The following is a 23,158-nucleotide window of genomic DNA, read 5'->3' as shown; positions in this document are numbered from 1 at the left end:
GGAGCAGCCGGCATCGGACCGTGCCGCTCCTGCTCGGCGACGTTTGGAACGTTCCTTCCGTAGCGAGCTTCCTCCTTGGCGATCTCACCAAGGGAGCTACAAATGACACGGAAAGCGGCCGGCAAATCTGAGCAAGCGAAATACGGAGATCAGCGGGTCGCGCGCGGCTCCGGGGGAGAGACCCATCAGACCGCCGAAGAAGGCTACGAGACGCTCACCACCCAGCAGGGTACGCCCGTCTCCGATGACCAGAACACGTTGCGCCAGGGCGCACGTGGGCCGGCCCTGCTCGAGGACTTCCACTTCCGCGAGAAGATCTTCCACTTCGATCACGAGCGCATTCCCGAGCGCGTCGTGCATGCCCGCGGCTATGGCGCCCACGGATATTTCGAGACGCTCAAGCCGATCCCCGAGCTGACCAAGGCCGACCTGTTCCAGCGCAAAGGCGAGAAGACGCCCGTCTTCGTCCGCTTCTCGACCGTCGCCGGCAATAAGGGATCGTTCGACTTGGCGCGCGACGTTCGCGGTTTCGCGGTCAAGCTCTACACGCAAGAGGGCAACTGGGATCTCGTGGGCAACAACATCCCGGTGTTCTTCATCCAGGATGCGATGAAATTTCCCGACGTGGTCCACTCGGTGAAGCAGGAACCGGACAAGGATTTCCCCCAGGCGCAAAGCGCCCACGACAACTTCTGGGACTTCATCTCGCTGACCCCCGAAGCGATGCACATGATCATGTGGGTCATGTCGGATCGCGCCATCCCTCGATCCTTCCGCTTCATGGAGGGTTTCGGCGTCCACACCTTCCGGCTGGTGAACGCGGCGGGGAAATCCACGTTTGTGAAGTTCCACTGGAAGCCAAAGCTGGGATTGCAGTCGGTGGTGTGGAACGAAGCAGTCAAGATCAACGGCGCCGACCCGGACTTTCACCGCCGCGACCTGTGGAACGCCATCCAGGCGGGCGATTTCCCGGAGTGGGAGCTCTGTCTCCAGACGTTCGACGAGGCGTTTGCCGAGGCCTTCGACTTCGACGTGCTCGACCCCACCAAGATCATCCCGGAAGAGCAGGTGCCAGCCGTGCCAGTCGGGCGCCTGGTGCTCGACCGGATGCCCGAGAACTTCTTTGCCGAGACCGAACAGGTCGCGTTCATGACGCAGAACATCGTCCCGGGCATCGAGTTCTCGAACGACCCGCTGCTGCAGGGGCGCAACTTCTCCTACCTCGATACGCAGCTGAAGCGGCTGGGCGGTCCGAACTTCACCCACCTGCCGATTAACGCGCCAAAATGCCCGTTCCACCATTTCCAGCAGGACGGCCACATGGCTTTCCACAACCCGCGGGGCCGGGCGAACTATGAGCCCAACTCGTGGGGGCCGGAAATCGGCGGGCCGCGGGAATCGCAAGAGCGCGGGTTCGCCACCCTGGTGCAGGAGCCTGAAGGGCCGAAGCTCCGGCAACGTCCGGAGAGCTTTGCCGACCACTACAGCCAAGCCCGGCAGTTCTTCGACAGCCAAACCCTGATCGAACAGCGCCACATCGCCGACGCACTGGTGTTCGAACTATCGAAATGCGAAGTCCCGAGGATCCGGGAGCGTATGCTCGGCCACCTGCAGAACATCCACGACGAGCTGGCGGATGCGGTGGCGGAGGGACTTGGGGTGGCCCAGTTGCCGGCCCCGGCCGATGCCGCGGTCACCCCTCGTACCGACCTGGCGCCGTCTGACGCGCTGAGCATTCTCAAGCGCGGACCGGCCTCGTTCAAGGGACGCAAGCTGGGCGTGCTGATGACGGACGGCGTCGACGCGGTGCTGCTCGGCGAGTTGCGCAACGCTGCGGCGGCGCAGGGCGTGACCGTCGAGCTGATTGCGCCCAGCGTCGGCGGCGTGGTGGCGAATGATGGCACGACGATCCGCGCCAACCACAAGATCGACGGCGCGCCGTCGGTGGTGTTCGACGCGGTTGCCCTGCTGATCGCGGACGAAGGTGCGCTTGGCCTCCTCAAACTTCCGCCCGCCCGGGATTTCGTTTCCGACGCCTACGCCCACTACAAGTTCGTGGGCTTCACCGTCGCGGCCACCAAGCTGTTCGCCAAGGTTGGGCTGCCGGAGGATCTCGACGACGGCTTCATCATCCTCGAATCCGCCGCCGACGCCAAGGCCTTCCTGAAGCGCTGCGCCGACCTCCGCTTCTGGGACCGCCCGGACGGAGCCTGAACGCGGGAATGGCGGAGCTGGGGACAATAATGTCGCTCGGCTCCGCCATAAACCGACTGATGGCGTCCGCGGCTAAGTCGCCGACAGGATTTCGGCCAGCATCATCGCGTTCTTGATCGCATAGCCGTCGAAGTCATTGTTGAAGTAGATCCACACGCGCTTGGCTGCGACCGCGCGAATCCGATGAGCCCAGTCGGTCAGTTCCTCGTGGCTGTAGTCGTGCCGGTACCATCGCTCTACGCCGTGAAAGCGGACGTAGATATCGTCCGCCGTCTTGATCACGGGATCCGGCAGACGGGGCCCGCTGCAGGAACAGAAGATGGCGCCGGCGTCGCGGAACGCCACATAGACCTCGTCACTCCACCAGCTCGGATGGCGAAACTCGACAACGTTACGGCGGGCGGGATCCAGCTGCGCCAGGATGTTCTGCAGCCGAGCAGGCGAGTAGTGGTAACTGGGCGGCAGCTGAAACAGGAAACAGCCCATTAGCGGCCCTAAGAGATCAGCGATATGACCGAAGTCGCGTACCAGCGTCGCCGTGCCCTCGAACTTCTTGATGTGGGTTATGAGTTCCGACGCCTTGACGGTGTAGGTCATTTCCCGGCCTTCGGCCTGTCTACGCCATGACTGCACAGTCGCCAGCGTCGGCCATGAATAAAACGGCGCGTTCAGCTCAACGGTGCTGAAATGGTCGGCATAGTGCGAGAACCAGTTGCTGGTCGGCAGCTGGGTTGGATAAAAGTGACCCCGCAGGTGCCAGTAAAACCAGCCTGAACATCCGATATTCAGTGCGGGCGGTGTTGACGGCTGCCGAACGATGCCGGCGGTTTCGGCGAGCAAGCGAGCGTTGTGCATCTTGCTAGCCCGCAGGAGTGTGATCTCGCGTTGCTTGACGCGCCGTTCGGCCTTTTTCGCTCGGCGCTCCTCAACGGTCAGGGTTTGCGTTTCGGCCATATCGTCAGAACCAGCCTGGACGCGGATGGTTCAAGAAGGGCCGACCTGACCTTCAGACGGCATTGCTTCTGACGAGGCAGAGGCGGTTTCTCTCGTCACCCAGCCGGAGGTGCTCCAGTCGCGCACTGTCACGGTTATGCGGCCCTGCTCGATGTCGATGAGGTTGTAGCCGTTGGGCTCGCCGCGAAGGCGGGTTGAAATCGTGGATGACGCCTGAGCCACGAGAATCGGGGCCAGCGCGGCGCGCCGGAGTCCCGAGGGTGCGCCTTGGGCGATCGATCCCGGGTGCTCGTGCTTGCGCACGTAAGACAGATGAAAGTGCCCCGACAGCACCAGGCGGATGCCGAGCCGGGTGAAGGTTTCGAGGGCTAGGTCGGCGCGCTTGACCAACCTCATGGGCTTTTCGGCGACCGTTTCCGGCTGCATCAGCGGGTGATGCGCGACGACGATCCGAAGCGCGCCGGGTGATGCACCTTCGAACTGCCGCTCCAGCTCGTCCAGCTGGTCGCGGTTTATCGATCCGTGCGCCCAGTTCAACCCGGCCCTGAGGCGCCTCGAGGTCTTGATCCCGGCGATCGCCACGCCTCCTATCTCGGTGAAGGGTTCGAGGTCATTCGCGATGTACTTTCGATAGAGACCATATGGATCGAGGAAGCGGCGGACGAGGTTGCGCGCCGGGACATCGTGGTTGCCGGGGACGGCAAATACGGGTGTGCTCAGGGTATCGAGAAACGCTCTGGCGACCCGAAACTCCTCTTCGGAACCCACCTGGGTAAAGTCCCCGCTGACGACGACAAGGTCGGGGTGCTGGCTGGTCAGGTCGTCGGCCAACCCTTCGGCGAGCCGCGTATCGTGGTGGCCGAAATGCAAGTCGGAGAGATGACAGATCCGCATGGCTCAGGATGCCTCGAGGGGAGGTGCCGCTTCGGCAGGTTCCGGGGGCGCCAGGATCGTTAGCGCCAGCGGCAGGACGCGGAACCTCAGCGGGCCGGAGAGGGCGACGATCTCACCGTCCACCATGGCGCGTATGCGCAGCCACCGCGTCCGCACGACGACGGCGCGCACGTTTTCGATCGTCAGGACATCGTCGTTCCGCCAGGTCCCCAGAGCCATCTCCACGGCGAGCCGCAGCGCATCCCGAACGGTGAGGTGCCGCAGCAGGTAGATGCTGAGGGTGCCGCCATCCAGCCGTTGGCGCTGAAACAGCTGGCCCAGCCCCTCGGCGTAGTCGTTGTTGGCAACCGCGATGGACTGGACGCGCTCGATACGCGGCTCGCCGTCCCTTGTGGCTATTTCAGCGGCGAAGCGGCGTACGCGCGACAGCCGACGGATCAGGTGACCAAGGAAGCCGAGCCTTGCGGCGAAGTCCTCTCGGCCACGCAGTTTTTCTCGCGCGGCGGCTATGCCGGGCACGGCGCCGATGACAACCTTGTGGAGGAAGATGCGGCCGTTGATTTCGCCGACGTCCATGCGGCGCGGCACCATCGCATCAAGGGCGCCGAACCAACCCTCGAGGGTTGAGGGAATCGACAAATCCCGGGCCAGCAGATTGGCCGTTCCCAACGGCAGCACTGCCAGGGGCCGCCCCGTCTCGATGGCAACGCCTGCCATGCCCGTCGCGGTTCCGTCGCCACCTGCCGCCAGGAGAATGTCCGCGGTGCTGTTTCGAGCGAGGCGCAGCCTATCCTCGAATGATCGGTTCGGGTCAGCGTCGAGGCTGATCGGGTCCCCGCGCTCTGCGAACAGCGCGAGCAGCCGGTCGGCAGTAATGCCCTGCCGCATCGCGCCGCCAGAGTTTGGATTCAGGAGCACGTGGTATTTGGTGCGCATCCGTTACCTTTGGTTCGCCCGGGATCACCGCACGTGACGGCCCTCAGCCAAACTGTGGCTCGGCATCTTCCGACGCAGGTCCTTCAGCAGCTCGGCGACCTGGTCCATTGACCTTCGCGTATCCTCAACTCGGCTCAGCGGCGGCAGGTTGCCGGTTCGCGCAGAAAAGTCGCGGCGCGTGCCCTCGATTTCCTCGACCAACTCGTCAATGACCCTGCCGAGCGCACGTGAGGCATTGCCGTCGAGCCGTCCGGATGTCACCTGGCGCGTGATGAAGGCGGCCTTGCGGTGGTATGTCGCGAGCAGCGGGCTGAATGGAGCGATGACTTGTTCTTCATGCTCGCGCTCGACAGCACGCGATGAACGTGCCCTGCGCTTAATGGCAAGATTGCTGTCGCCCATGGCGAGCTCCCTGAGGCGGCGAGCCGCCCCCGTTGATGCGATTGAAACTATGCCAGCAGCCACACCAGCGTTATCGGCAGAGCCATCGCGCCGGTGAGCACGACCAAGGCGCCGAGCCACCAGGCCCAATTCAAGGCCAATGGTCGCTTTAGTGAAGGGTTGCCCATCCGGGCCTCTTTCCGAGCTCCAGCAACAGGATGTGACGCAGCATCTCCAGACGCGTCACCCCTGCGAGGCGAGCCAGATAATCAAGGCGTTCGACCTGCCCTGGGACCAAGGCTACGGCGACGCGCTTGCGTGAGGTGCGGTTGGCTCGATTGCTCATGCAAGCACAAGACGCCCCGGGGGTATGGGAGTCAAAGTATTACCGAGTGAGGCCGTTACTCACTGTCGTAATTCAGCGGTAGCCGCCGAGGCGCATGCTGTTGATCCTCCAGCACTCGGAGGCACGAGCGCTGGAGGCATTCTTCGAGGACTTCCGTCTCTCCATGCAGATATCGTCTTAGCCGACAGCCGGGGTGGGTTCGCCGATCGACAACATCAGCCGGTTGGCCCAGTTGAAGAAGGCGGCCGCCTGGATCAGGTCGGCAATGGCGAAATCGTCGAGGCCCTGCTCGCGAAGCGACGCGATCTCGGTGGGGCCGAACTCGGAGGGAGTGGCGGTGAGCTTGACCGAGGCATCGACCAGTTCGTTCCAGCGCGGGCCGAGGTCGACGTTCACGCCGTCGGCGAGGAGCTTGTCCACGTCCTCGCTGCGCTTCGAATAGGTCGAAGCGAAGCGGGCGTGGACCGAGGCGCAGAAGATGCAACCATTGTAGCGGGAGGTCGCGGCGGCCGCGAGTTCGCGCTCGGCGCGAGGCAGGCCGGCATCGGGGTTGTAGAAGATGTCCTTGTCGGTGCGGGTGCGCGCGCCGAGGATGTCGGGGTCGCGGGCCAGCAGCATGAAATAGGGCGACTTGGCGCGGCTCGCCTCGGTGAGCCCGTCCCAGTGGCGCTGGGTCAGCTCCCCTTCCTTCAGCGGCTCGAGCCAAGGGGCCCAGCCGATATTGGCCTGGGTGAAGGCGACGGGGCGGTTGGGGTCGTTGTAGGTGATGGCCTGGGTCATGTTGCTCACTCGGCGGCGATGGACTGGGTGTCGGCGGCGGCTAGCGCCCGCAACCCGGTGACGACACGGATCTGGAAGGAGAGGAAGGCGACGAGCTGGCTGAGCGTGACGATATCGTCGGTCGACCAGCCGGCATTGAGCAGCGCCTGGAGAGCGGCAGAGCTGGCGTCGCGGGGGCGGAAGACCAGCAGGTGGGCATGGACGAGCGCCGCTTCGAGGCGGCCGAGCACGGCGCGGTTGGCCGGATCGGGGGCGTAGAGCAGGCCGGGCGTGTCCTCGGCCGTCAGCGGGCCGGCGGGATAGGTGCCGTAGGGACCGGTGGTCTCGCCGCGGCGGATTTCGGCGCTGATGGCGCCGAGCAGGCCGGCGCGGTCATGGTGGCCGAGGGCCTCGCGGTAGAAGGCGGCGACCCCCTCATTGCGATGGAGGCCGGCAACGAAATAGGCGACGGCGAAGCGCTCCTCGATCAGCACGGTGCCGGGCGTCGCAGGCGAAAACAGCGCGTCATAGCTCGCTTGCGCGTTGTCGCGGGCCTGCACGCGGTTGCGGCGGACGGTGTCCAGCCTCGAACCGGGGACGATGCCGACCAGCCGGTCGATAATGTCGATCTGGGTGTGGCTCATGGGATTCCTCCTTCTGAAATTAGCGGACGACGCTGAGGCGCGGGGCCGGCTTGTCGGCCTTCTGCCAGCCGAGCTGGGGCGCGACATGGGCGGCGATCAGCTCGATAGAGCGCAGCACCAGTTCGTGCGGCGGATCGACCGAGTGCACCTGGAAGACGATGTCGGTGACGCGCGACAGCGTCGTGTCGCGATGGAGGCTCGCCAGAACATCCTCGATGGTGCCGACATGGGTGTCGGTGGCGGCGATCAGGTGGTCGAGATCGTCGCTCTCGAAGCGATGGCCGCTCTTGGCGAGTCCTGCAGCGGCCTTCCTGAGCCCGATCTCGGCATAGTGCCGGGCTTCGTCGCGGTTGTCGGCGACGAACAGGGTGCGCGAGGCGACGACGCGCGGCGCAATCTCGCGCGGCAGGTGCTCGTAGTAGGCGTCGACGATCGGACGCTGCAGATCGGCGAGGCTGGCCCTGGGGTTGTCGGCCGGCCGTGGCTGGGTCCGCGACAGCATCAGCCCGTCGCCGGCCTTGCCGGCACGGGTACCACCGGCGACCGAAAACGTCGCCTGCCAGAAGCGTTCGAGCAGATGCGGCGCGGCGGGATAGAGCTTGGTGTCGCCGGTGATTGGCGAGCCGGAAAGCGCGGTGCGGAAGGTGGCGAGGTGCTTGTCGTAGATGGCGTTCTTGTCAGCCACGTCGAAGCCGAAGGCCGTGAACGAGGACGGCGTGCCGCCTGAGCCGAGGCCCAGCTCCAGACGGCCGCCCGAGAGCAGGTCGAGCACGGCGGCGTCCTCGGCGGCGCGGATCGGCTGTTCGAGTGGCAGGGTGATGATGCCGGTGCCGAGGCGGATACGCGAGGTGCGTGCCGCGACATAGGACAGGAACACCAGCGGCGACGGCAGGCCGCCCTCGTCGCGATGGAAATGGTGCTGCGCCACCCAGGCGGTGTCGAAGCCGTGCTGCTCGGCGTGGATGATCTGGTCGGCGGCGTTGTGGTAGCGCTCGCCGGGGCCGGTGTCATCGAGCAGCCGGGTGAAGAAGCCGAGGCGCTTCGGCATGGTGTCAGGCATTGGCGTGGCTCCGCTTTCCGGGAATGGCGTCGATGAGTTCGCGGGTGTAGGCGCTTTGCGGGCGAAGGAAGACCTCCTCCACCCGGCCGGCTTCGACCTGTCGGCCGTTGTGGAGGACCGACACGGTGTCCGAGATTTGCCGCACCACGGCGAGATCGTGCGAGACGAAGAGGTAGGTGAGGCCGCGCTCGCGCTGCAGCTCGTCGAGGAGCTTCAGGATCTGGGCCTGCACGGTGACGTCGAGGGCGGAGACCGCCTCGTCGAGCACCAGCACTTTGGGGTCGAGGATCAGCGCGCGGGCGATGGCGACACGCTGACGCTGGCCGCCGGAGAGGGCGCGCGGGCGGCGGCCGCGGAGCGGTTCGGGGAGGCCAACGCGCTCGAGCAGGGCGTTGACCTTCCTAGCCCGGGCGGCGGCGTCTCGCTCGCCGAAATTGATCAGCGGCTCCTCGACGATCGAGAAGACGGTCTGGCGCGGATCGAGCGAGGAGAAGGGGTTCTGGTAGACCAGCTGGATGGTCTGCCGGAACTTGCGCAGCGCCTCGCCCTTCAGCGAGGCAATATCGGTGCCCTCGATACGGATGGCGCCGGCGGTGGGCCGGCCGAAGCCGACGACGTCGCGGACGGTGGTGGTCTTGCCCGAGCCGCTCTCGCCGACGATGGCGTGGGTGGTGCCGCGGCGGACGGTGAAGGAGACGCCGTCGACAGCGCGAAAACCCTTCCGGCCATCGGCGTGATACTCGTGGACGAGGCTATCGACGATGATGGCGTCGTCGCCGTCGAGCGGTGGGGTACGGAAACTGCCGGTGGCGAGCGAAGGGGCGTCGGCGAGGAGCCGCTGCGCGTAGGGGCTGCGTGGGTTGGCCAGCAGCGCCTGGGTCTCGCCGGTCTCCTGGATGCGGCCGCCCTGCAGCACCACGATGCGGTCGGCACGGTCGGCAGCGACGCCCAGGTCGTGGGTCACGAGCAGCATGGCCGTGCCGTTCTCGCGGCGCAGTTCGTCGATCAGATCGAGGATGCGGCGCTGCACGGTGACGTCGAGCGCCGAGGTTGGCTCGTCGGCGATGATCAGCTGCGGCTTCAGCGCGATGGCAATGGAGATCAGCACGCGCTGCTTCATGCCGCCCGAGAGCTCATGCGGGTATTGCTTAGCCCGAAGCGCGGGCTCGGAAAGGCCGACGCGGGCGAGGAGCTCGATGACACGGGCCGCGATGATCTTGCTGTCGCGCTCGCCGTGGATGCGGAGGATTTCGCCGACCTGCGCGCCGACGGTCTTCACCGGGTTGAGCGAGCTGGTGGGGTCCTGCGGGATGAGGCTGATCTGCTTGCCGCGGATGGCATCGAAGCGCTTGCCGGACCAGCGCGAGATGTCCTCGCCGTTGAGCCGGATGCTGCCGGTTTCGATGCGGCCGTTCTCGGGCAGGAGCCCGATCACCGCCTGGGCGGTGGTGGTCTTGCCCGAGCCGGATTCGCCGACGAGCGCCACCACTTCGCCGGGAGAGATGGTGAAGCTCACATCGTGGGTGACGCGGGTGGCGTGGTCGCGCTCGTCGTAGGCGACGGAGAGGTTTTCGACGGCGAGAAGGGGCGTCGTCATCTTAGCGGCCCCTCGCCAGCGACTGGCTGATGCGATTGGCCGAGAGCACCACCAGCACGACGACGATGCCGGGCGCGGTGGTCAGCCACCAGGCCGTCGAGATGTAGTTGCGGCCCTCCGCGATCAGCAGCCCCCATTCGGGCGTCGGCGGGGGCGCGCCATAGCCGAGAAAGCCGAGGGTCGAGATGGCGAGGATGGCGCTGCCGAACTGCAGCGCGGCAAAGGCCAGCACCGAGACCAGCGAGTTGGGCAGCACGTGGCGCCAGAGCACGGCAAAGAAGGTGCCGCCCGAGCCGAAGGCGGCCTCGACATAATCGGAGCGACGGACGCGCACCACTTCGGAGCGCGACAGGCGGGCAAAGCTCGCGACCGAGGTGATGCCGACGGCGATCGCGGCGTTCACCGTGCCGAAGCCCAGAAGGATGATGATTGAGAGCATCAGCAGCAGGCCAGGGATCGACAGCAGCACGTCGACGAGCCGCATGATCGCCTCTTCCACGAGGCCGCCGGTCGAGCCGGCGACGACGCCGAGCGCGGTGCCAAGAACCAGCCCCACCGCCACGGCGACGAACGCGCCGGTGAGCGAGTGCACTGCGCCGTAGACGATGCGGGCAAAGAGGTCGCGGCCGAGCGCATCGGTGCCCAGGATGTGCAGCGCACTCGGGGCCTTCAGTTTTTCGGCCGGCAGGCCCTGCACCGGGTTGAAGCTGGTGAAGAGCTGCGGGAACAGTGCGAAGAGCACGACGACGGCAACGACGATCCAGGCAATGACGAGGGCCGGCTGGACCTGCCTGAGGCGGGCGACGAGGCTCGAACGTTCGCGGTTCCGGCTCGTAGCAACGAAGCCGTCCACGGTACCGATGCTGCTCATGCTGTTGCTCCCCTGGCCTTCCTGAGGCGTGGATCGAAGACGGGATAGAGAAGGTCGACGGCGAGATTGACGATCACGAAGGCAGCGGCCGAGAACACGACGACTGCCTGGATCACCGAGGAATCCTGGAAGCGCACCGAGCGTTCGGAGAGCCCGCCGATGCCGTTGAGGCCGAAGACGGTTTCGGTGATCACCGCGCCGGCGAGCAGCTCGCCAAAGAGGATGCCGGCGATGGTCAGCGTGGGCAGCAGGGCGTTCTTGGCCACGTGCCTCCACAGCACCCAGCTGGGCGAAGCACCCTTGGCACGGGCGACGGCAACGAAGGGCTGCGTCGAGGCCTCGTCGATATTGCGCATCAGGATCTGCGCCAGCGGCGCCGAGATCGGGATGGCGAGAGTGATCACCGGCAGGATCAACCCTTCGATCTCGCCGGGGTTGATCACCGAGATCCACTTCAAGCGGAACGAGAAGATCTGGATCAGCATGATGCCGAGCCAGAACACCGGAACGGAGATGAACAGCGCCGGAATCGCCTGGATGGCGCCGCGCAGCCACTTGAAGGGCGCGAGCGTCGCGAGGAAAGCAAGGGTGAAGGCGAGCAGCACGGCGAGAGTGAAACCAAGGCTCGCGAGGCGGGCGGTGGCCGGGAGGTTAGCCAGCAGTTCCTGCGCCACCGGGATCGAGCCGACCACCGAGTAGCCGAACTGGCCGGTGAGGAAATTGCCGAGCGTCTGCAGGTACTGCGCCCAGAGCGGGCTATCGACGCCGTAGGCCTCGCGCAGAGCGGCGATCTGGTCGGGACCGAGGCCCAGGTCGGGGCTCTGGAACTTGATCAGGATGGCGTCGCCGGGCAGCGCCTGCAGCAGCAGGAAGGCGGCGGTAAAGGCGACCCAGAGGACGAAGAGGGCCTGTCCGATCCGGCTCAGGATGTAGCGCGACATTGGCGGCGCTCCGAAAGCAAGGGGAGCCCCGGGCGTTGCCGCCCGGGACTTGGGGGGAGATCAGTGGGCAGCGAGCCACACGTTGTAGAAGCTCGGCCGGCCGACGGCCTCGAAGGCCAGCCCGTTCACGTACGGGGCCGTGGCGAAGGCCTGCGGCTCCTCGAAGAACGGGATGATGTAGGCCTGGTCGAGCACGTAGCCCTGGATTTCGCCGGCGATGGCGAGGCGCTTGGCACGGTCGGTCTCGGAGGCGAGGCCCTCGAGCAGGCCGTTCAACTTGTCGTCGACGAAGCTCTGGACCTTGTCGCTCGAGCCACCCTTCTGCAGCAGCCAGTCACGGTTCTTGGGATAGAAACCGGACTTGATCACGTCGGGATCGGCACGACCGACCATCGCCACGGTGACCGGGGTCTTCAGCGGATCGAGCTGGTCGAGCGTACGGCTGCCGGCATCACCGGCCAGCACGTTGAGCTTCACGCCGATCTGCGCCCACTGCTGGGCCACCAGCTGCAGCACGCCCTCGTTCTGCGGCTGCGGCAGCGACACGTAGATGGTCAGCTCGAACTTCTTGCCGTCCTTCTCGAGAATGCCATCAGCGCCCGGCGTCCAGCCGGCTTCGGCGAACAGCGCCTTGGCCTTCTCCTGGTCGAAGACGAGCTTACTGGACTCATCGACATAGCCGGCGGCGTGCTGCGAGATCACCGAGGTGGCTAGCGGATAGTTGGCCGAAAACAGCGTATCGACGATCTCCTGGCGGTTGGTGGCGAGCGTCAGCGCCTGCCGCACCTTCAGGTCGGCGACCAGCGGGTTGTCCGGACGGAAGGCGATCGAGTTGTTCACGCCGCGGGTGTTGGGCGCAAAGATCTCGAAGCCGGCGTCGTTCACCTGCGGCTCGTCATAGGCCTGGATCTGGCGGATGACGTCGGCCTGGCCGGCCAGCAGGGCGCCGATGCGGACGCTGTCCTCGGGGGTGATGATGTACTTGATGGCATCGAGATAGGCGCGGCCCTGGTGCTCGAACTTGGCCGGGCCCCAGTTGTAGTCGGCGCGTGCCCTAAGGTTCAGCTCCTTGCCCAGGGTCTCGCTCTCGACCACGAACGGGCCGGAGCCGACGATCTTGGTGGCGTCGCCAAGCGCATCATAGGGCTGAGCCAGCGTCGCGACCGAGACGATGCCCGAGCCGATCACCGCGGTGCCCTGGAGGAAGCCCGGCGAGGGCTTCTTGAAATGAAACTTGATCGTCAGGTCGTCGACCACCTCGGAGTGGTCGTAGTTGTTGATGACCTCGGAGACCGGGTATTTCAGCTCTTTGTTGCCCAGCCCGAAGATGTCGAAATTGGCGGCCACCGCCTTGGCGTCGAGCGGGGTGCCATCGGAGAAGGTGATGCCGGGGCGGAGCTTGAAAGTGTACTCCGTGGCCGTGTCATTCACCTGCCAGCTTTCGGCCAGCCACGGCTCGATCTCGAGCGTCTGCGGGTTCTGATAGGTCAGCTTGTCGGTGATCTGGTTGAGCACGCCGCCGTTCGGATAGAAGCCGCCAGCGGGGGGATAGAGGTTCGTGTGGGCCTGCTGCTCCAGGTAGATCAACGTGCCGCCGGTGACTGGCGCCGCCTCCTGTGCGAGGGCCGGAAAAGCCACCATGCCGGCCAGCAGCGTCCCCATGACGCCTTTCAGAGCCGAGCGGCGGGTGAGGTTGAGAACGGTGCGCGACAATGTTGCCTCCTTGTGAGCGTGCTCACCCGGCGGACCGGATGACACGCAGAAGGGTAGCGCCAATTCCTAGTTTCGCAATAAACTCTATCGAAAAAGTAGTCTATGTCAGGTGCCGGGTCCGGAAGAAGTATCCCTGGATCCCAGCCCGGGGAGCACGCGCACGCAAACCGGCGCCGCGGCGCGTCCGCGCTTGGTGCGAAATGGACGCGCCTCCGGTGACTGCTTGTGGCCCGAAGCGGACATTGAGCGACGCCAGTCGGGGGCCGCTCCCGCGTCGAGTCAGCGCGGTGGGATCTTATTAACAAATGATTGAGACACTGGCCTCTGCGCTGTGGCTACTGGAGATCAGGCTGTGAAGCTCGACCTTTCCGCAACGGGTTGGACCAAGGTCATCCTTGGCACCGCGGCCGGCACGATCCTGTGCATTGCAGCTGCGCTCATCGTGGATGCGCCCAACTTTCCGACGCTGTCCCACGATGCTCTCACACGGTCGGTTCTTGTCGACTTGCTGCTGCCAGCGTTCCTCGCGGGGCCATTGCTGTTCTTGCTCCTCTCCAAGATGCGGCAGCTCGCAATTGCACATAAGAACCTGACCGTCATTGCCTCCACCGATAGCCTCACCCGGGTGCTGAACCGCGGCGCCTTCACGATGATGGTGGACGCCTACCTGACGGAAGCCAAGAAAGAGGCGAGCCTAAGGTCCGGCTCGCTGCTGGTGGTCGACGCTGACCACTTTAAGCGCATCAACGACACGCTGGGACACCAGCAGGGCGATGCGGCGTTGCAGATCATAGCCGACACCATACAGGGCGCGGTGCGCTCAACAGACCTGGTCGGTCGGATCGGTGGCGAAGAGTTCGGGATCTTTCTTCCAGGCGCAAATCCGCAGCAGGCGGCGGCAGTGGCGGAGAAGATACGGGCCTCAATTGAGCAGATCGATTTCCCAGTCGGCGGCGCGAGCAGAAGCCTCTCGGTCAGCGTTGGAGGCGCAATATTCGTTCACGAGACAAGTTTCGACGAGTTGTTCTTGGCTGCGGACAAATGCCTCTACGCGGCGAAAACCAGTGGTCGAAACCGGATCGATATTCGACAGGTCGCCTGAGCGCCGGTGGGTTCACTGCTAATGTCCGCCTCTGGCCCAAAGCTGGCCTAGGGGAATAGGCGCACGTCTCCCCCGGGGCGCGCGCTAGTGGTCGCGTCAAAAGCCCGGCTAGCATCAGCGATCGGGCAGGCCGAGCAGGACCATCGTGCGCCAGATCTCGGTACTTGCGGCGATAAAGGCCGGGCTCGCATTATCCATCGGAATCCGGACGTTGGCAGCAGTCGAGCCGCGTCTGAGGCGCAGGCCCTCCGCCATGCTGGCCTTCGCTTCCTCCAGCCGACCGAGACGCTGATAGGCCACGGCCAGCGTCATCTGTGTCCGCCCGGAACCGGGAGTGACGGCGATCGAGCGCTCCAGCCACGGCACCGCCTCAGCGTTGCGTCCGAGCAGCAGGTTTGCCCAGCCGACCCCGAGCAGCCAGGTCCAGCGCGAGACCGAGGGCGTGTCGTAACGGTCGGCGGCTTCGAACGTCGCCAGCGCGTCCTCGAACCGTCCGAGATACAACTGGCCAAGCCCGATGAGGTAGAGGGCCGAGCCGTCCCAGGGATCGAAGCGCGCAACCTGTCCGCAGGCGACGAGGCTCTCGATGAAGGCGTTGGTCGCGCTCAGGAGCCGGCATTGCGCCTCGAGTACGGCGATCGAGCGGGGCCGGGCGATCATCGCCTGCTGCAGCAGCGCCCGCGCGCTGCTCTCTGCCGCGGCGCGCTCGGCCGGGCCGTACCAGGCCATCTGAATGCCGCGCAGCTGCAGCCCGGCGAGCGCGACCTGCAGGTCGGTGCTGCGGGGTTCTGTCGCGAGGGCCTTCTCGAGCATCGCCTCGGCCGCCACGAAGCGCTCGGGTGTAGTCTGGGTGATCGAGGCCGCGGCCTGCTCGATGGCAACCTTTCCACTGGTCGTGGCCGGGGCCCCGTCGCGGCGCGACTCGTCCTCGAGCAGCGCGTTGAGGCGCCGGGCGAAGATATCGCCGACGCCGGCGACGAGCCGGGATTGCTGAAGCAGCGGGCTAAGCGCGGAGCTATCGACGGACACGGTGGCGACGGACCGGACCTCGCCCGTGGCCCGCTCGATCAGCCGGGCTTTGAGGGTCCATAGCTGCTGCTGTTTGCTGAGCTCGCCGTCGATGGCGTAGGTCGACTCCCCTCCGGAGGCAGCCGACTCTGGGTCGATGACTCGAAGATTGTCGATCGCCCCCAGTCCGTCGACCAACTGGCTGCTTACTGCGGCCGCCATGGTGCTGCCGCGTGAATCCCCGCTCACATCGAGCATCGCGGTCACGGCTATGCTGGCCGGGCCCGGCGGGGACAGCAATGCGAGCACCGCGACGGTCAATCCGATGACGGCCGCGAGCCCGGCGACGATCCCGATCATCCAACGCCGTCGCAATCCGAACGCGAGCTGCGCCCCACCGACCTGGTTTTCGCCGTTGTCGGGCTCAGCCGATGCCGCCAACGCCCGGGGCGCGCCGACCGGGTCGCTCGAAACCTCGGCTTCGAACAGGTAGCCGCGCCCTGGGACGCCCCTGATCAATTGCCGCTCGTCGTCGCTCAATGCGGCCCTGAGCTGACGGATGCACTGGAACAGGCTGTCGTCGCTCACGTGGACATTGGGCCAGACGGCTTCCATCAGCTCCTGCTTGCTGACGACTCGTCCCGCATTGGCGGCCAGCAACCGCAGCAGGTCGAAGGCCTTCGGCCTGAGCTTGATCGGCGCGCCGCCGGGCCCGCGAAGCTCGGCACGCGGCTCATCGAGCTCGAATCCAGCAAAGCGGAACACGCGCATCCCCAAGATCCCCCGATCGGTCCCACGCGACAGCATCTAGCGAGTTTCAATCCTATAGGGCGAAGCGAAAAGCAGATTTCAGAAAAAAATCAGGCGGCGGTCGCCGCCGCTTCAGGACGGCAGGCGCACCCGGGTGTGAGGAGGACATAGCCCGGACTTCGGGCACGGGGGCATGAACGTTGTTGAACCATCTGTCACATAGGCCGGAAACGGCGAGTGCGCCGCGCCGCGCACCGGTCGCTCCGCGTCTGCGGGCGCTGCTGCTGATCACGACGGCGTTGAGCGCCGCGGCCACGGCACCGGCCTGGGCCGCCGAATGGATCAATTCTGGCGTCGGCGACTGGTTCGACCCGGCGAACTGGGACGGCCACTTCGTTCCTGGACCCTTCACGCAGTTCGCGATCGACAATGGCGGCACCGCGCAGGTGACGAATGGCGGCCATGCCAGACCCGACCCTGGCGTCCTAGGCACGTCTCCCGGTGACAGTGGCGCCATCGAGGTCACCGGTCCTGGCTCAACCTGGGAGGGCGGCCTCACGGTAGGATACGGTGGCCGCGGTACGCTCACTGTCAGCAACGGCGGCACCGCCGTGGATAGCAGCAGCGGCTACTCCATTGGCTCCCTACCCGGCGGTGCCGGCCTGGTGATCGTCACCGGGGCCGGGTCGAGCCTGTCGACGACCAGTGGGCTCGAGGTAGGGTTTGTCGGCAGCGGGACGCTGGACATCAGCAACGGCGGCAGCGTGAGTGCGGGCTACGCTTTCATCGGCGCCCTACCCGGCAGCAAAGGCGTCGTCACCGTGGATGGCGCGGGGTCGAGCCTGTCGACCGCCGGCCTCTTTGGCTATCTTATCGTGGGAAACAGTGGCACCGGCACACTGACAGTCAGCAACGGCGGCACGGTCACTACGGGGGGTACCGCGTTCATCGGCGAGAACGCCGGAGGTGTCGGCATCGCCACGGTGGACGGCGCGGGCTCGAGCTGGACGGCCGGTGAACTCCGCGTCGGCGACAGCGGCAACGGCACGCTCACGATCAGCAACGGTGGCGCCGTTACCAGCGACGACAGCGCCATCGGCTACTATGCGGGGAGCACCGGCGTCGTCACCGTGACCGGCGCGGGCTCGACCTGGACGAATGGCAACGACCTTGCCGTGGGCCTAGAAGGCCACGGCACGCTCACGATCGCGGACGGTGGCGCTGTGCACACGACCGTGGATGGGTATATCGGCGGCGAGCCAGGCAGTACTGGTGTTGTCACCGTGGACGGGGCGGGGTCGAGCTGGACCGTCGGCCGTAACCTTTTGGTAGGATCGTATGGCAGCGGCGCGCTGACGATCACCAATGGTGGCCACGTCACGAGCCTCGAGGCCCGCATCGGTGACGTTGACAGCGGTGGAACCGGTACAGTCGTCGTGGACGGCGTCGGCTCGATCTGGACGAATTACGACCACATGCATCTCGGTACGCTCGCGACCGGCACGCTCACGATCAGGAACGGCGCGCATGTCGACAATGACGACGACCTCGATATCGGCGCCTATGGCAGGCTGAACATTGGCGCCGCGTTGGGCCAGACGGCGGTGGCGGCGGGCACGCTCGACGCCGACAAGATCAACTTCCAAAGCGGCAGCGCGCTGGTCTTCAACCACACCGACGCCGAGTATGACTTCTCGCTCCCGATGAGCGGCCGGGGCACGATCCTGCAGATGGGACCCGGCACGACGGTGCTGACCGGCGATGCCAGTGGCTTTAGCGGCCTTACTTACGTTGCCGCCGGCACTCTGCTCGTCGACGGCACGCTAGCCGGCACCACCTATGTCGCCGGCACTTTGGGCGGCACCGGCACCGTCGGCGAAACGCACTTGGGTGGCATCATCGCGCCCGGACATGATTCGGCCGGCACGCTGACGGTCGACGGTGGCCTGTTTGTCGATGCGCCTTCGACCTACGTGGCCGACATCGGCGACGGCGTCAACGATCTCATTCACGTCACTGGAGACGCCTACCTCGGCAATGCTCACCTCGCCGTAGTGCGGCACGGGAGCGCGCTTGGCACCTACACCATCCTCGAGACGGACGGCACGCTCTACGACAGTTTCGACACCAGCAGCCTTGACTACGCGTTCATCACGCCGACGCTCGACTACACCAACTCCCGCGTCAATCTCGAGCTCGCCCGCAATGCCGTGGCGTTTGCCGACGTCGCCGCCACGCCGAACGAGGCGAGTGTCGCCAGCGCGGTGGAGGCGATGGGGGCCGGCAACACCATCTACGACGCGATCCTCGGGCTCAACCAGACGGAGGCCCAGGCCGCCTATGAGGCGCTCTCGGGCGAGGGCCACGCGACCATCAGAGGCATGCTGGTGGAGAACTCGAACCTCGTGCGCGACGCGCTGCTCGGCCGGTTGCAGACGTTGCGCTCGTCCCCTCAAACCACCGGCGCGGCGAGCGGCTATGCCGGCGAGCCCATGCTCTCGGGTGAGACCGCCTATGCGGGAAAACTCTGGGGGCAGCTTTACGGCGGACTGGGCGACCGCGCCGGCGACGGCAACGCGGCGGCATCCTCGTTCGGCGGTGGCGGGCTGGTGCTGGGCACCGAGACCGAGATCGGCGACTGGCAGCTCGGCTTCTCGGCGCAGGCGGGCAGTTCGGACTTCTCGATCCCGGATCGCGCCACGACGGGCTCGAGCACCGATGTGGGCCTCGGCGTCTATGGTGGCACGCAATGGGGCGATACCGGGTTCGGCTTGGGCGCCTCGTTCACGCGGCACGCGGTCGCCACCACGCGGCAGGTGCAGTTCCCGGGCTTCGCCGAAACCCTCACCGCCAGCTATGGCGCGACGACTGGGCAAGTGTTCGCCGAGATCGACCGCGAGTTCGACCTGGGTGATGTGAGCCTCACGCCGTTCGCCCAACTGGCCTATAGCGGCACAGCGACGGACGCCTTCACCGAACAGGGCGGCGCGTCGGCTCTGTCGAGCAGTGCAAACTTCATCAGCTCCACCTTCGCGACGCTCGGGCTGCGCGCCGAGCACCAGTTCCTCGTGGGAGAGGACGGACTGGCAGGCGTGAGCGGTGGTCTCGCCTGGCGGCATGGCTTTGCCAGCTCCCCGGTGGCCAGCAACGCCTTTGCCGGCGGCGGAGCCTTTGCCGTCTCCGGGGCGCCGGCCGGGTCGGATGCGCTGGTGCTCGAGACGGGGTTCAACCTCGACCTCGCCAATGGCCTCGATGTATCGCTGGACTATGCGGGCCAGATCTCAACGCAGGGGCAGTCGCACGGCATCAGCGCTCGTCTCGGCGGCCAGTTCTGAGATCGCCGACACCGCGACCGTGTCCACTTGCGGTCGCCGTTGCGGCGATACCCGACGTCCGCTTTTGGCACGAAGCGGACGTTCAGGCGGCTACTTCGCGTCGAGAACCATCTGACAGGCCTTTGGCAAGTCGGCCAGCGTGAGCGGTGGGGACGGTGTGGTGGCCTTGTAGGGCTCTTCGGTGAACCAGTAGTCGAGCTCCTCGCCGCAGCCATCGCCTGAGGGTACCGGGTCCTGATTGAGACAGTTCGCAGCGCCTGCCGGGCAGGCGAGGCGGACGTGGAAATGGTCGTCATGACCGTACCAGGGACGCACCTTGTTGAGGAAGCTCGGGTCGCGCCACTTGGTCGCGCACAGCGACTTCTTGATGCCGGGGGCGACGAAGATGCGCGCGACGCCCGGCAACTGCGCAGCGCGATAGATAAGCAGCCGCTCCGCTTCGCCGAACAGCTTGGGGTCGACGTTGCGCGTGCCCTTCCGCAGCACCGATACGGCGGAGAGGTCCTCGCGCTCCGCGGCGCTGAGCGTGTGATCGGGCATCGGTTGCAGCCAGATATCGACGTCGAGGCCGATCTGGTGCGAGGCGTGTCCGCTTTTCATCGGCCCTCCCCGCGCCTGCCCCATATCGCCCACAAGGATACCCGGCCAGCCATCCTGCGCGGAGGATCGGGCGAGCGCCGCGATGTAGTCGACGAGGTCCGGCGTCCCCCATCGGCGATCGCGCGACAGCCGCATCGCCTGCCAGCCCGGGCCATCCGTGGGCAGTTGCACCGCCCCTGCGATGCAGCCCTTGGCATAGCCGCCGACCGGGATGGAGGGGCCTGCAGTAGGGCCGGTTACGGCGCCGAAGAGGTCACGGGCAGGCTGCTGGGCGAGTGCTGGTGAGCCCAGCAGGAGGATGCCGAGTAGGCAGCAAAGGAGGCGGAGCATGATCGGGCCATCGCCGTTGTGAATCACCGTGATCATAGCAGCGTATGTGGCCTGCGGCTGCCGCCTGCACACCGTCTCCGGCTATTGCCACCCCGGGTGGCGCCGCCGGTGATGGCGGCTCGGCAAAAGGTGTGGCCGATCAACCCGGCAGATGCGATACGCTGGAAAGTGGGCTTGGGTCGGTGCCGAGGCCCATACTCCGTCAGGAAACCACCATGTCCACGATCGACGAAACGAGGCTCGCCGCCAGCAGACACCAGGTCCTGAGGGAGGCGATCGACCCGCGCCTGCCCGGCCTCTACCGCGGCAAGGTGCGCGACAATTACGACCTGCCGGACGGGCGGCGTATCCTTGTCACCTCCGACCGCCTGTCGGCCTTCGACCGGGTGCTGTGCTGCGTTCCGTTCAAGGGCCAGGTGCTGAATGGCATAGCCCGCTGGGCCTTCGAGAATACCGCCGATATCTGCCCCAACCACGTGCTGGACACCCCCGACCCGAACATCGTCGTCGGCCGGCGCCTCGAGATTCTGCCGGTGGAGATCGTCGTGCGCGGGTACCTGGCGGGCACCACCAGCACCTCGATCCTCACCATGTATCGGGCTGGCCGCCGGCAGATGTATGGGCAGTCGCTGCCCGACGGCCTCGTCGCCAATCAGGCGCTCGAGACGCCGATCATCACACCCACCAGCAAGGCCGCCGACGGTGCTCATGACGAGCCGCTGACTGAAGGCGAGATCCTCATGCGCGGTCTGCTTAGCGAAGCCCAGTGGCGGCAGGTGAGCGAAGCCGCCCTCGCGCTGTTCACCCGGGGCCAGGCGCTGGCCGCCGAACGCGGCCTGATCCTCGCCGACACCAAGTACGAGTTCGGGCTCGATGCCGAGGGAACCCTCCGCCTCGCCGACGAGATCCACACGCCCGATTCCAGCCGCTACTGGCGGGCCGACACCTATCCCCAGCGCCTCGCCGCCGGGGAGCGCCCGGACAGCTTCGACAAGGACGTGATCCGCGAGTGGGTCGCCGCGCGATGCGATCCGTACAAGGATGATGTCCCGGAAATCCCCCCGGAACTGATCTGGAAGACCGCGCTGACCTACGTCGAGGCCTACGAGCGGATCACCGGACGCACATTCGAGCCGCCTCCGCCAACCCCGTCGGTGCACGAGCGCGTGCTGGCGGCCCTGGGGGCTTTTCACCAGCGCTGAGATCCATCTGAATAGGTGGCGCGTAGCGGACGTGCGAGTACTTCAGCTGATGTCCGCTAGACCTCTCGGACGTTCTGGAAGCCGACCAGCGCGAGTGCGCCCACGGCAGCGGCAAAGGCCGCGATGCCGACCCAGAATGCGACGCCAAAGCCAGTCATATCGGCGAGGAGGCCACCAGCGGGAGCGCCAAAGACGATCATGGCGCGGTTCACGGAGCGCCTGGTAGCGACCACGCGCGCCTGCAGGAGGTCGGGCATGGCGCGTTGCCAGATGCTCGCCTCGCTGGCGTTCTCCACCCCTATGCTCAGGCCGAACAGCGCCTGTCCAAGCGCCAGCACCGCAACCGACAACCACAACGTCGACTGATCCGGCAGGAGCGCCACAGGTGTCCATGCGAGGCAGGCCAGTGCGCGACAGGCGATGACCGTCAAACCTTCACCGAGCCATCGGCCCACCCTCACTGCCACGAGGCTGCCTATCAAGCCTGCCACCCCGGCAGCAGCATAGATGAATCCGAGCCAGAAGGGGCCGAGGTGCAGCGCCTGCAGCGTGTAGGCGACCAATGCCGTGCCCACCAGTCCGTTGGCGAAGAACCAGACATGGGTCGATAGCGCCAGCGGCCCCAGCACCTTGTGTCCGTACATCCAGCGGACGGCCTCGCTGACCTCGGTGTGCAGGGTGCGCAAGGTGCCGTTCGGCCTCTGCGGCGGCTCGTCGAGGCGAATGGTTGCGATCGCGGCGGCGGACACGAAGTAGGACGCGGCGTCGACGAGGACGGCCAGTGGAGCGCCAAGGAGCGCAATCAGCCCGCCGGCGACAAAACTGCCCGACGTCTGCGCAACGGTGGCCCCCTGGTCGATCCGGGCGTTCGCCACGAGCAGGTAGCGCCTGGGGACCAGCCTTGGCAGCACCGACTGGCTCGCGGCCCGATTCAATATGGTCAGGACGTTGGAGACGAACATGATCGCCATCAGCGCGGGCGTGCTGAGGCTGCCGATGATCCACAGCAGCGGCAGGAGGCACAGGACCAGGCCGCTTGCGATATCGGTGACGATGAGGACCTGAAGCCGCCGAAAGCGGTCGACGATAGCCCCCGCCATCGGACCGAGGAACAGGTTCGGCAACAGCCCGGCCGTCGTTACGAGGCCAACATCCGTCGCCGTGCCGCCGAGCAGCAACACAATTGTTGTCTGGATCGCGAGAGTGGTCACGTAGCTACCGAAGCCCGAGACCGTTTCCGCTGACCAGAATGCGAGAAAATGGGGAAGCTGGAATACATCGGCGACGTTGGCCGATCCGGCGTCAGGCGATGTATTGTCGCTGCCCATCGATAGTCCTCAGGGGCCTGTCACGGGACAGCTGCTCTTGCCTGCCGATTAACGCATATCCTTTGGTTTGCACAAAGGGCGAAGGAGCCGACCCCTTCTGGCGCAAAGCGGACGACCGCTGCGGTCTTGCCGTCGCGATCTGCCCCAGCGACGCCGACGCGTGGTATTGATCGCTTCCCCTAAATCACCTGGC

General features: G+C 66.0%; 18 protein-coding genes. 4 read left to right on the top strand and 14 right to left on the bottom strand.

Going from position 1 to position 23,158, the window contains the following annotated elements; genetic code table 11:
• Positions 1-102 precede the first annotated feature (102 nt).
• Positions 103-2,214 (top strand): catalase, encoded by a 2,112-nt coding sequence (katE, locus tag AC1DWU_RS15560; RefSeq protein ID WP_477150911.1) that lies wholly within the window; start codon positions 103-105, stop codon positions 2,212-2,214.
• Positions 2,215-2,286: 72 nt separating this feature from the next.
• Here katE and AC1DWU_RS15555 read toward each other — a convergent pair whose 3' ends face one another.
• The 11 genes from AC1DWU_RS15555 to AC1DWU_RS15505 form a co-directional block, all read right to left on the bottom strand.
• On the bottom strand, positions 2,287-3,168 hold the full coding sequence (locus AC1DWU_RS15555) for a DUF72 domain-containing protein (protein ID WP_477150910.1): 882 nt from the start codon (positions 3,166-3,168) through the stop codon (positions 2,287-2,289).
• 30 nt (positions 3,169-3,198) lie between these two features.
• A complete protein-coding gene (locus AC1DWU_RS15550) occupies positions 3,199-4,062 on the bottom strand; it encodes a metallophosphoesterase family protein (RefSeq protein ID WP_477150909.1) in 864 nt (287 codons plus the stop codon).
• A 3-nt stretch (positions 4,063-4,065) separates the two neighbouring features.
• Positions 4,066-4,998, bottom strand: coding sequence for a diacylglycerol/lipid kinase family protein (locus tag AC1DWU_RS15545; RefSeq protein ID WP_477150908.1), 933 nt, complete (start codon positions 4,996-4,998; stop codon positions 4,066-4,068).
• 24 nt (positions 4,999-5,022) lie between these two features.
• Entirely contained in the window at positions 5,023-5,400 is a 378-nt protein-coding gene (locus AC1DWU_RS15540; RefSeq protein ID WP_477150907.1) for a hypothetical protein, read from the bottom strand.
• A gap of 502 nt (positions 5,401-5,902) precedes the next feature.
• Positions 5,903-6,505 carry an alkylhydroperoxidase domain protein gene (locus tag AC1DWU_RS15535; protein WP_477150906.1) on the bottom strand — a complete coding sequence of 201 codons (603 nt, stop codon included), beginning with the start codon at positions 6,503-6,505 and terminating at the stop codon, positions 5,903-5,905.
• A gap of 5 nt (positions 6,506-6,510) precedes the next feature.
• The gene (locus tag AC1DWU_RS15530) at positions 6,511-7,128 is read right to left on the bottom strand and encodes a CMD domain protein (RefSeq protein ID WP_477150905.1); all 618 of its coding nucleotides are present in this window, start codon (positions 7,126-7,128) and stop codon (positions 6,511-6,513) included.
• A 19-nt stretch (positions 7,129-7,147) separates the two neighbouring features.
• Complete coding sequence (locus tag AC1DWU_RS15525) at positions 7,148-8,188, bottom strand: putative FMN-dependent luciferase-like monooxygenase (protein ID WP_477150904.1); 1,041 nt, start codon at positions 8,186-8,188, stop codon at positions 7,148-7,150.
• On the bottom strand, positions 8,181-9,785 hold the full coding sequence (locus AC1DWU_RS15520; protein WP_477150903.1) for a dipeptide ABC transporter ATP-binding protein: 1,605 nt from the start codon (positions 9,783-9,785) through the stop codon (positions 8,181-8,183). The genes AC1DWU_RS15525 and AC1DWU_RS15520 overlap by 8 nt, the downstream gene beginning before the upstream one ends.
• A 1-nt stretch (position 9,786) precedes the next feature.
• Positions 9,787-10,656 (bottom strand): ABC transporter permease, encoded by an 870-nt coding sequence (locus AC1DWU_RS15515; protein ID WP_477150902.1) that lies wholly within the window; start codon positions 10,654-10,656, stop codon positions 9,787-9,789.
• A complete protein-coding gene (locus tag AC1DWU_RS15510) occupies positions 10,653-11,597 on the bottom strand; it encodes an ABC transporter permease (RefSeq protein ID WP_477150901.1) in 945 nt (314 codons plus the stop codon). The genes AC1DWU_RS15515 and AC1DWU_RS15510 overlap by 4 nt, the downstream gene beginning before the upstream one ends.
• 60 nt (positions 11,598-11,657) lie before the next feature.
• Positions 11,658-13,259 carry a TIGR04028 family ABC transporter substrate-binding protein gene (locus tag AC1DWU_RS15505; RefSeq protein WP_477151014.1) on the bottom strand — a complete coding sequence of 534 codons (1,602 nt, stop codon included), beginning with the start codon at positions 13,257-13,259 and terminating at the stop codon, positions 11,658-11,660.
• A 403-nt stretch (positions 13,260-13,662) separates the two neighbouring features.
• Here AC1DWU_RS15505 and AC1DWU_RS15500 point away from each other — a divergent pair, with 403 nt between their 5' ends.
• Entirely contained in the window at positions 13,663-14,412 is a 750-nt protein-coding gene (locus AC1DWU_RS15500; RefSeq protein ID WP_477150900.1) for a GGDEF domain-containing protein, read from the top strand.
• 114 nt (positions 14,413-14,526) lie between these two features.
• Here AC1DWU_RS15500 and AC1DWU_RS15495 read toward each other — a convergent pair whose 3' ends face one another.
• On the bottom strand, positions 14,527-16,191 hold the full coding sequence (locus AC1DWU_RS15495; RefSeq protein WP_477150899.1) for a winged helix-turn-helix domain-containing protein: 1,665 nt from the start codon (positions 16,189-16,191) through the stop codon (positions 14,527-14,529).
• A gap of 182 nt (positions 16,192-16,373) precedes the next feature.
• Between AC1DWU_RS15495 and AC1DWU_RS15490 the strand changes: the two genes are divergently transcribed.
• A complete protein-coding gene (locus AC1DWU_RS15490; protein WP_477150898.1) occupies positions 16,374-19,505 on the top strand; it encodes an autotransporter domain-containing protein in 3,132 nt (1,043 codons plus the stop codon).
• Between the two features lie 90 nt (positions 19,506-19,595).
• On the opposite strand, the gene mepA is transcribed toward AC1DWU_RS15490, so the two are convergent.
• A complete protein-coding gene (gene mepA / locus AC1DWU_RS15485; RefSeq protein WP_477150897.1) occupies positions 19,596-20,435 on the bottom strand; it encodes a penicillin-insensitive murein endopeptidase in 840 nt (279 codons plus the stop codon).
• Positions 20,436-20,650: 215 nt separating this feature from the next.
• Between mepA and AC1DWU_RS15480 the strand changes: the two genes are divergently transcribed.
• Positions 20,651-21,637: a phosphoribosylaminoimidazolesuccinocarboxamide synthase gene (locus AC1DWU_RS15480; RefSeq protein WP_477150896.1), complete on the top strand. Its 987-nt coding sequence runs from the start codon at positions 20,651-20,653 to the stop codon at positions 21,635-21,637.
• A 56-nt stretch (positions 21,638-21,693) separates the two neighbouring features.
• On the opposite strand, the gene AC1DWU_RS15475 is transcribed toward AC1DWU_RS15480, so the two are convergent.
• Positions 21,694-22,965, bottom strand: a complete 1,272-nt coding sequence (locus AC1DWU_RS15475; protein WP_477150895.1) for an MFS transporter — start codon at positions 22,963-22,965, stop codon at positions 21,694-21,696.
• Between the last annotated feature and the right edge of the window lie 193 nt (positions 22,966-23,158).

The organism is Devosia sp. P2_G7, from assembly GCF_056403495.1.
The sequence above is the reverse complement of the archived record's forward strand: the minus strand, read 5'-3'. Positions and strand labels throughout refer to the sequence as shown.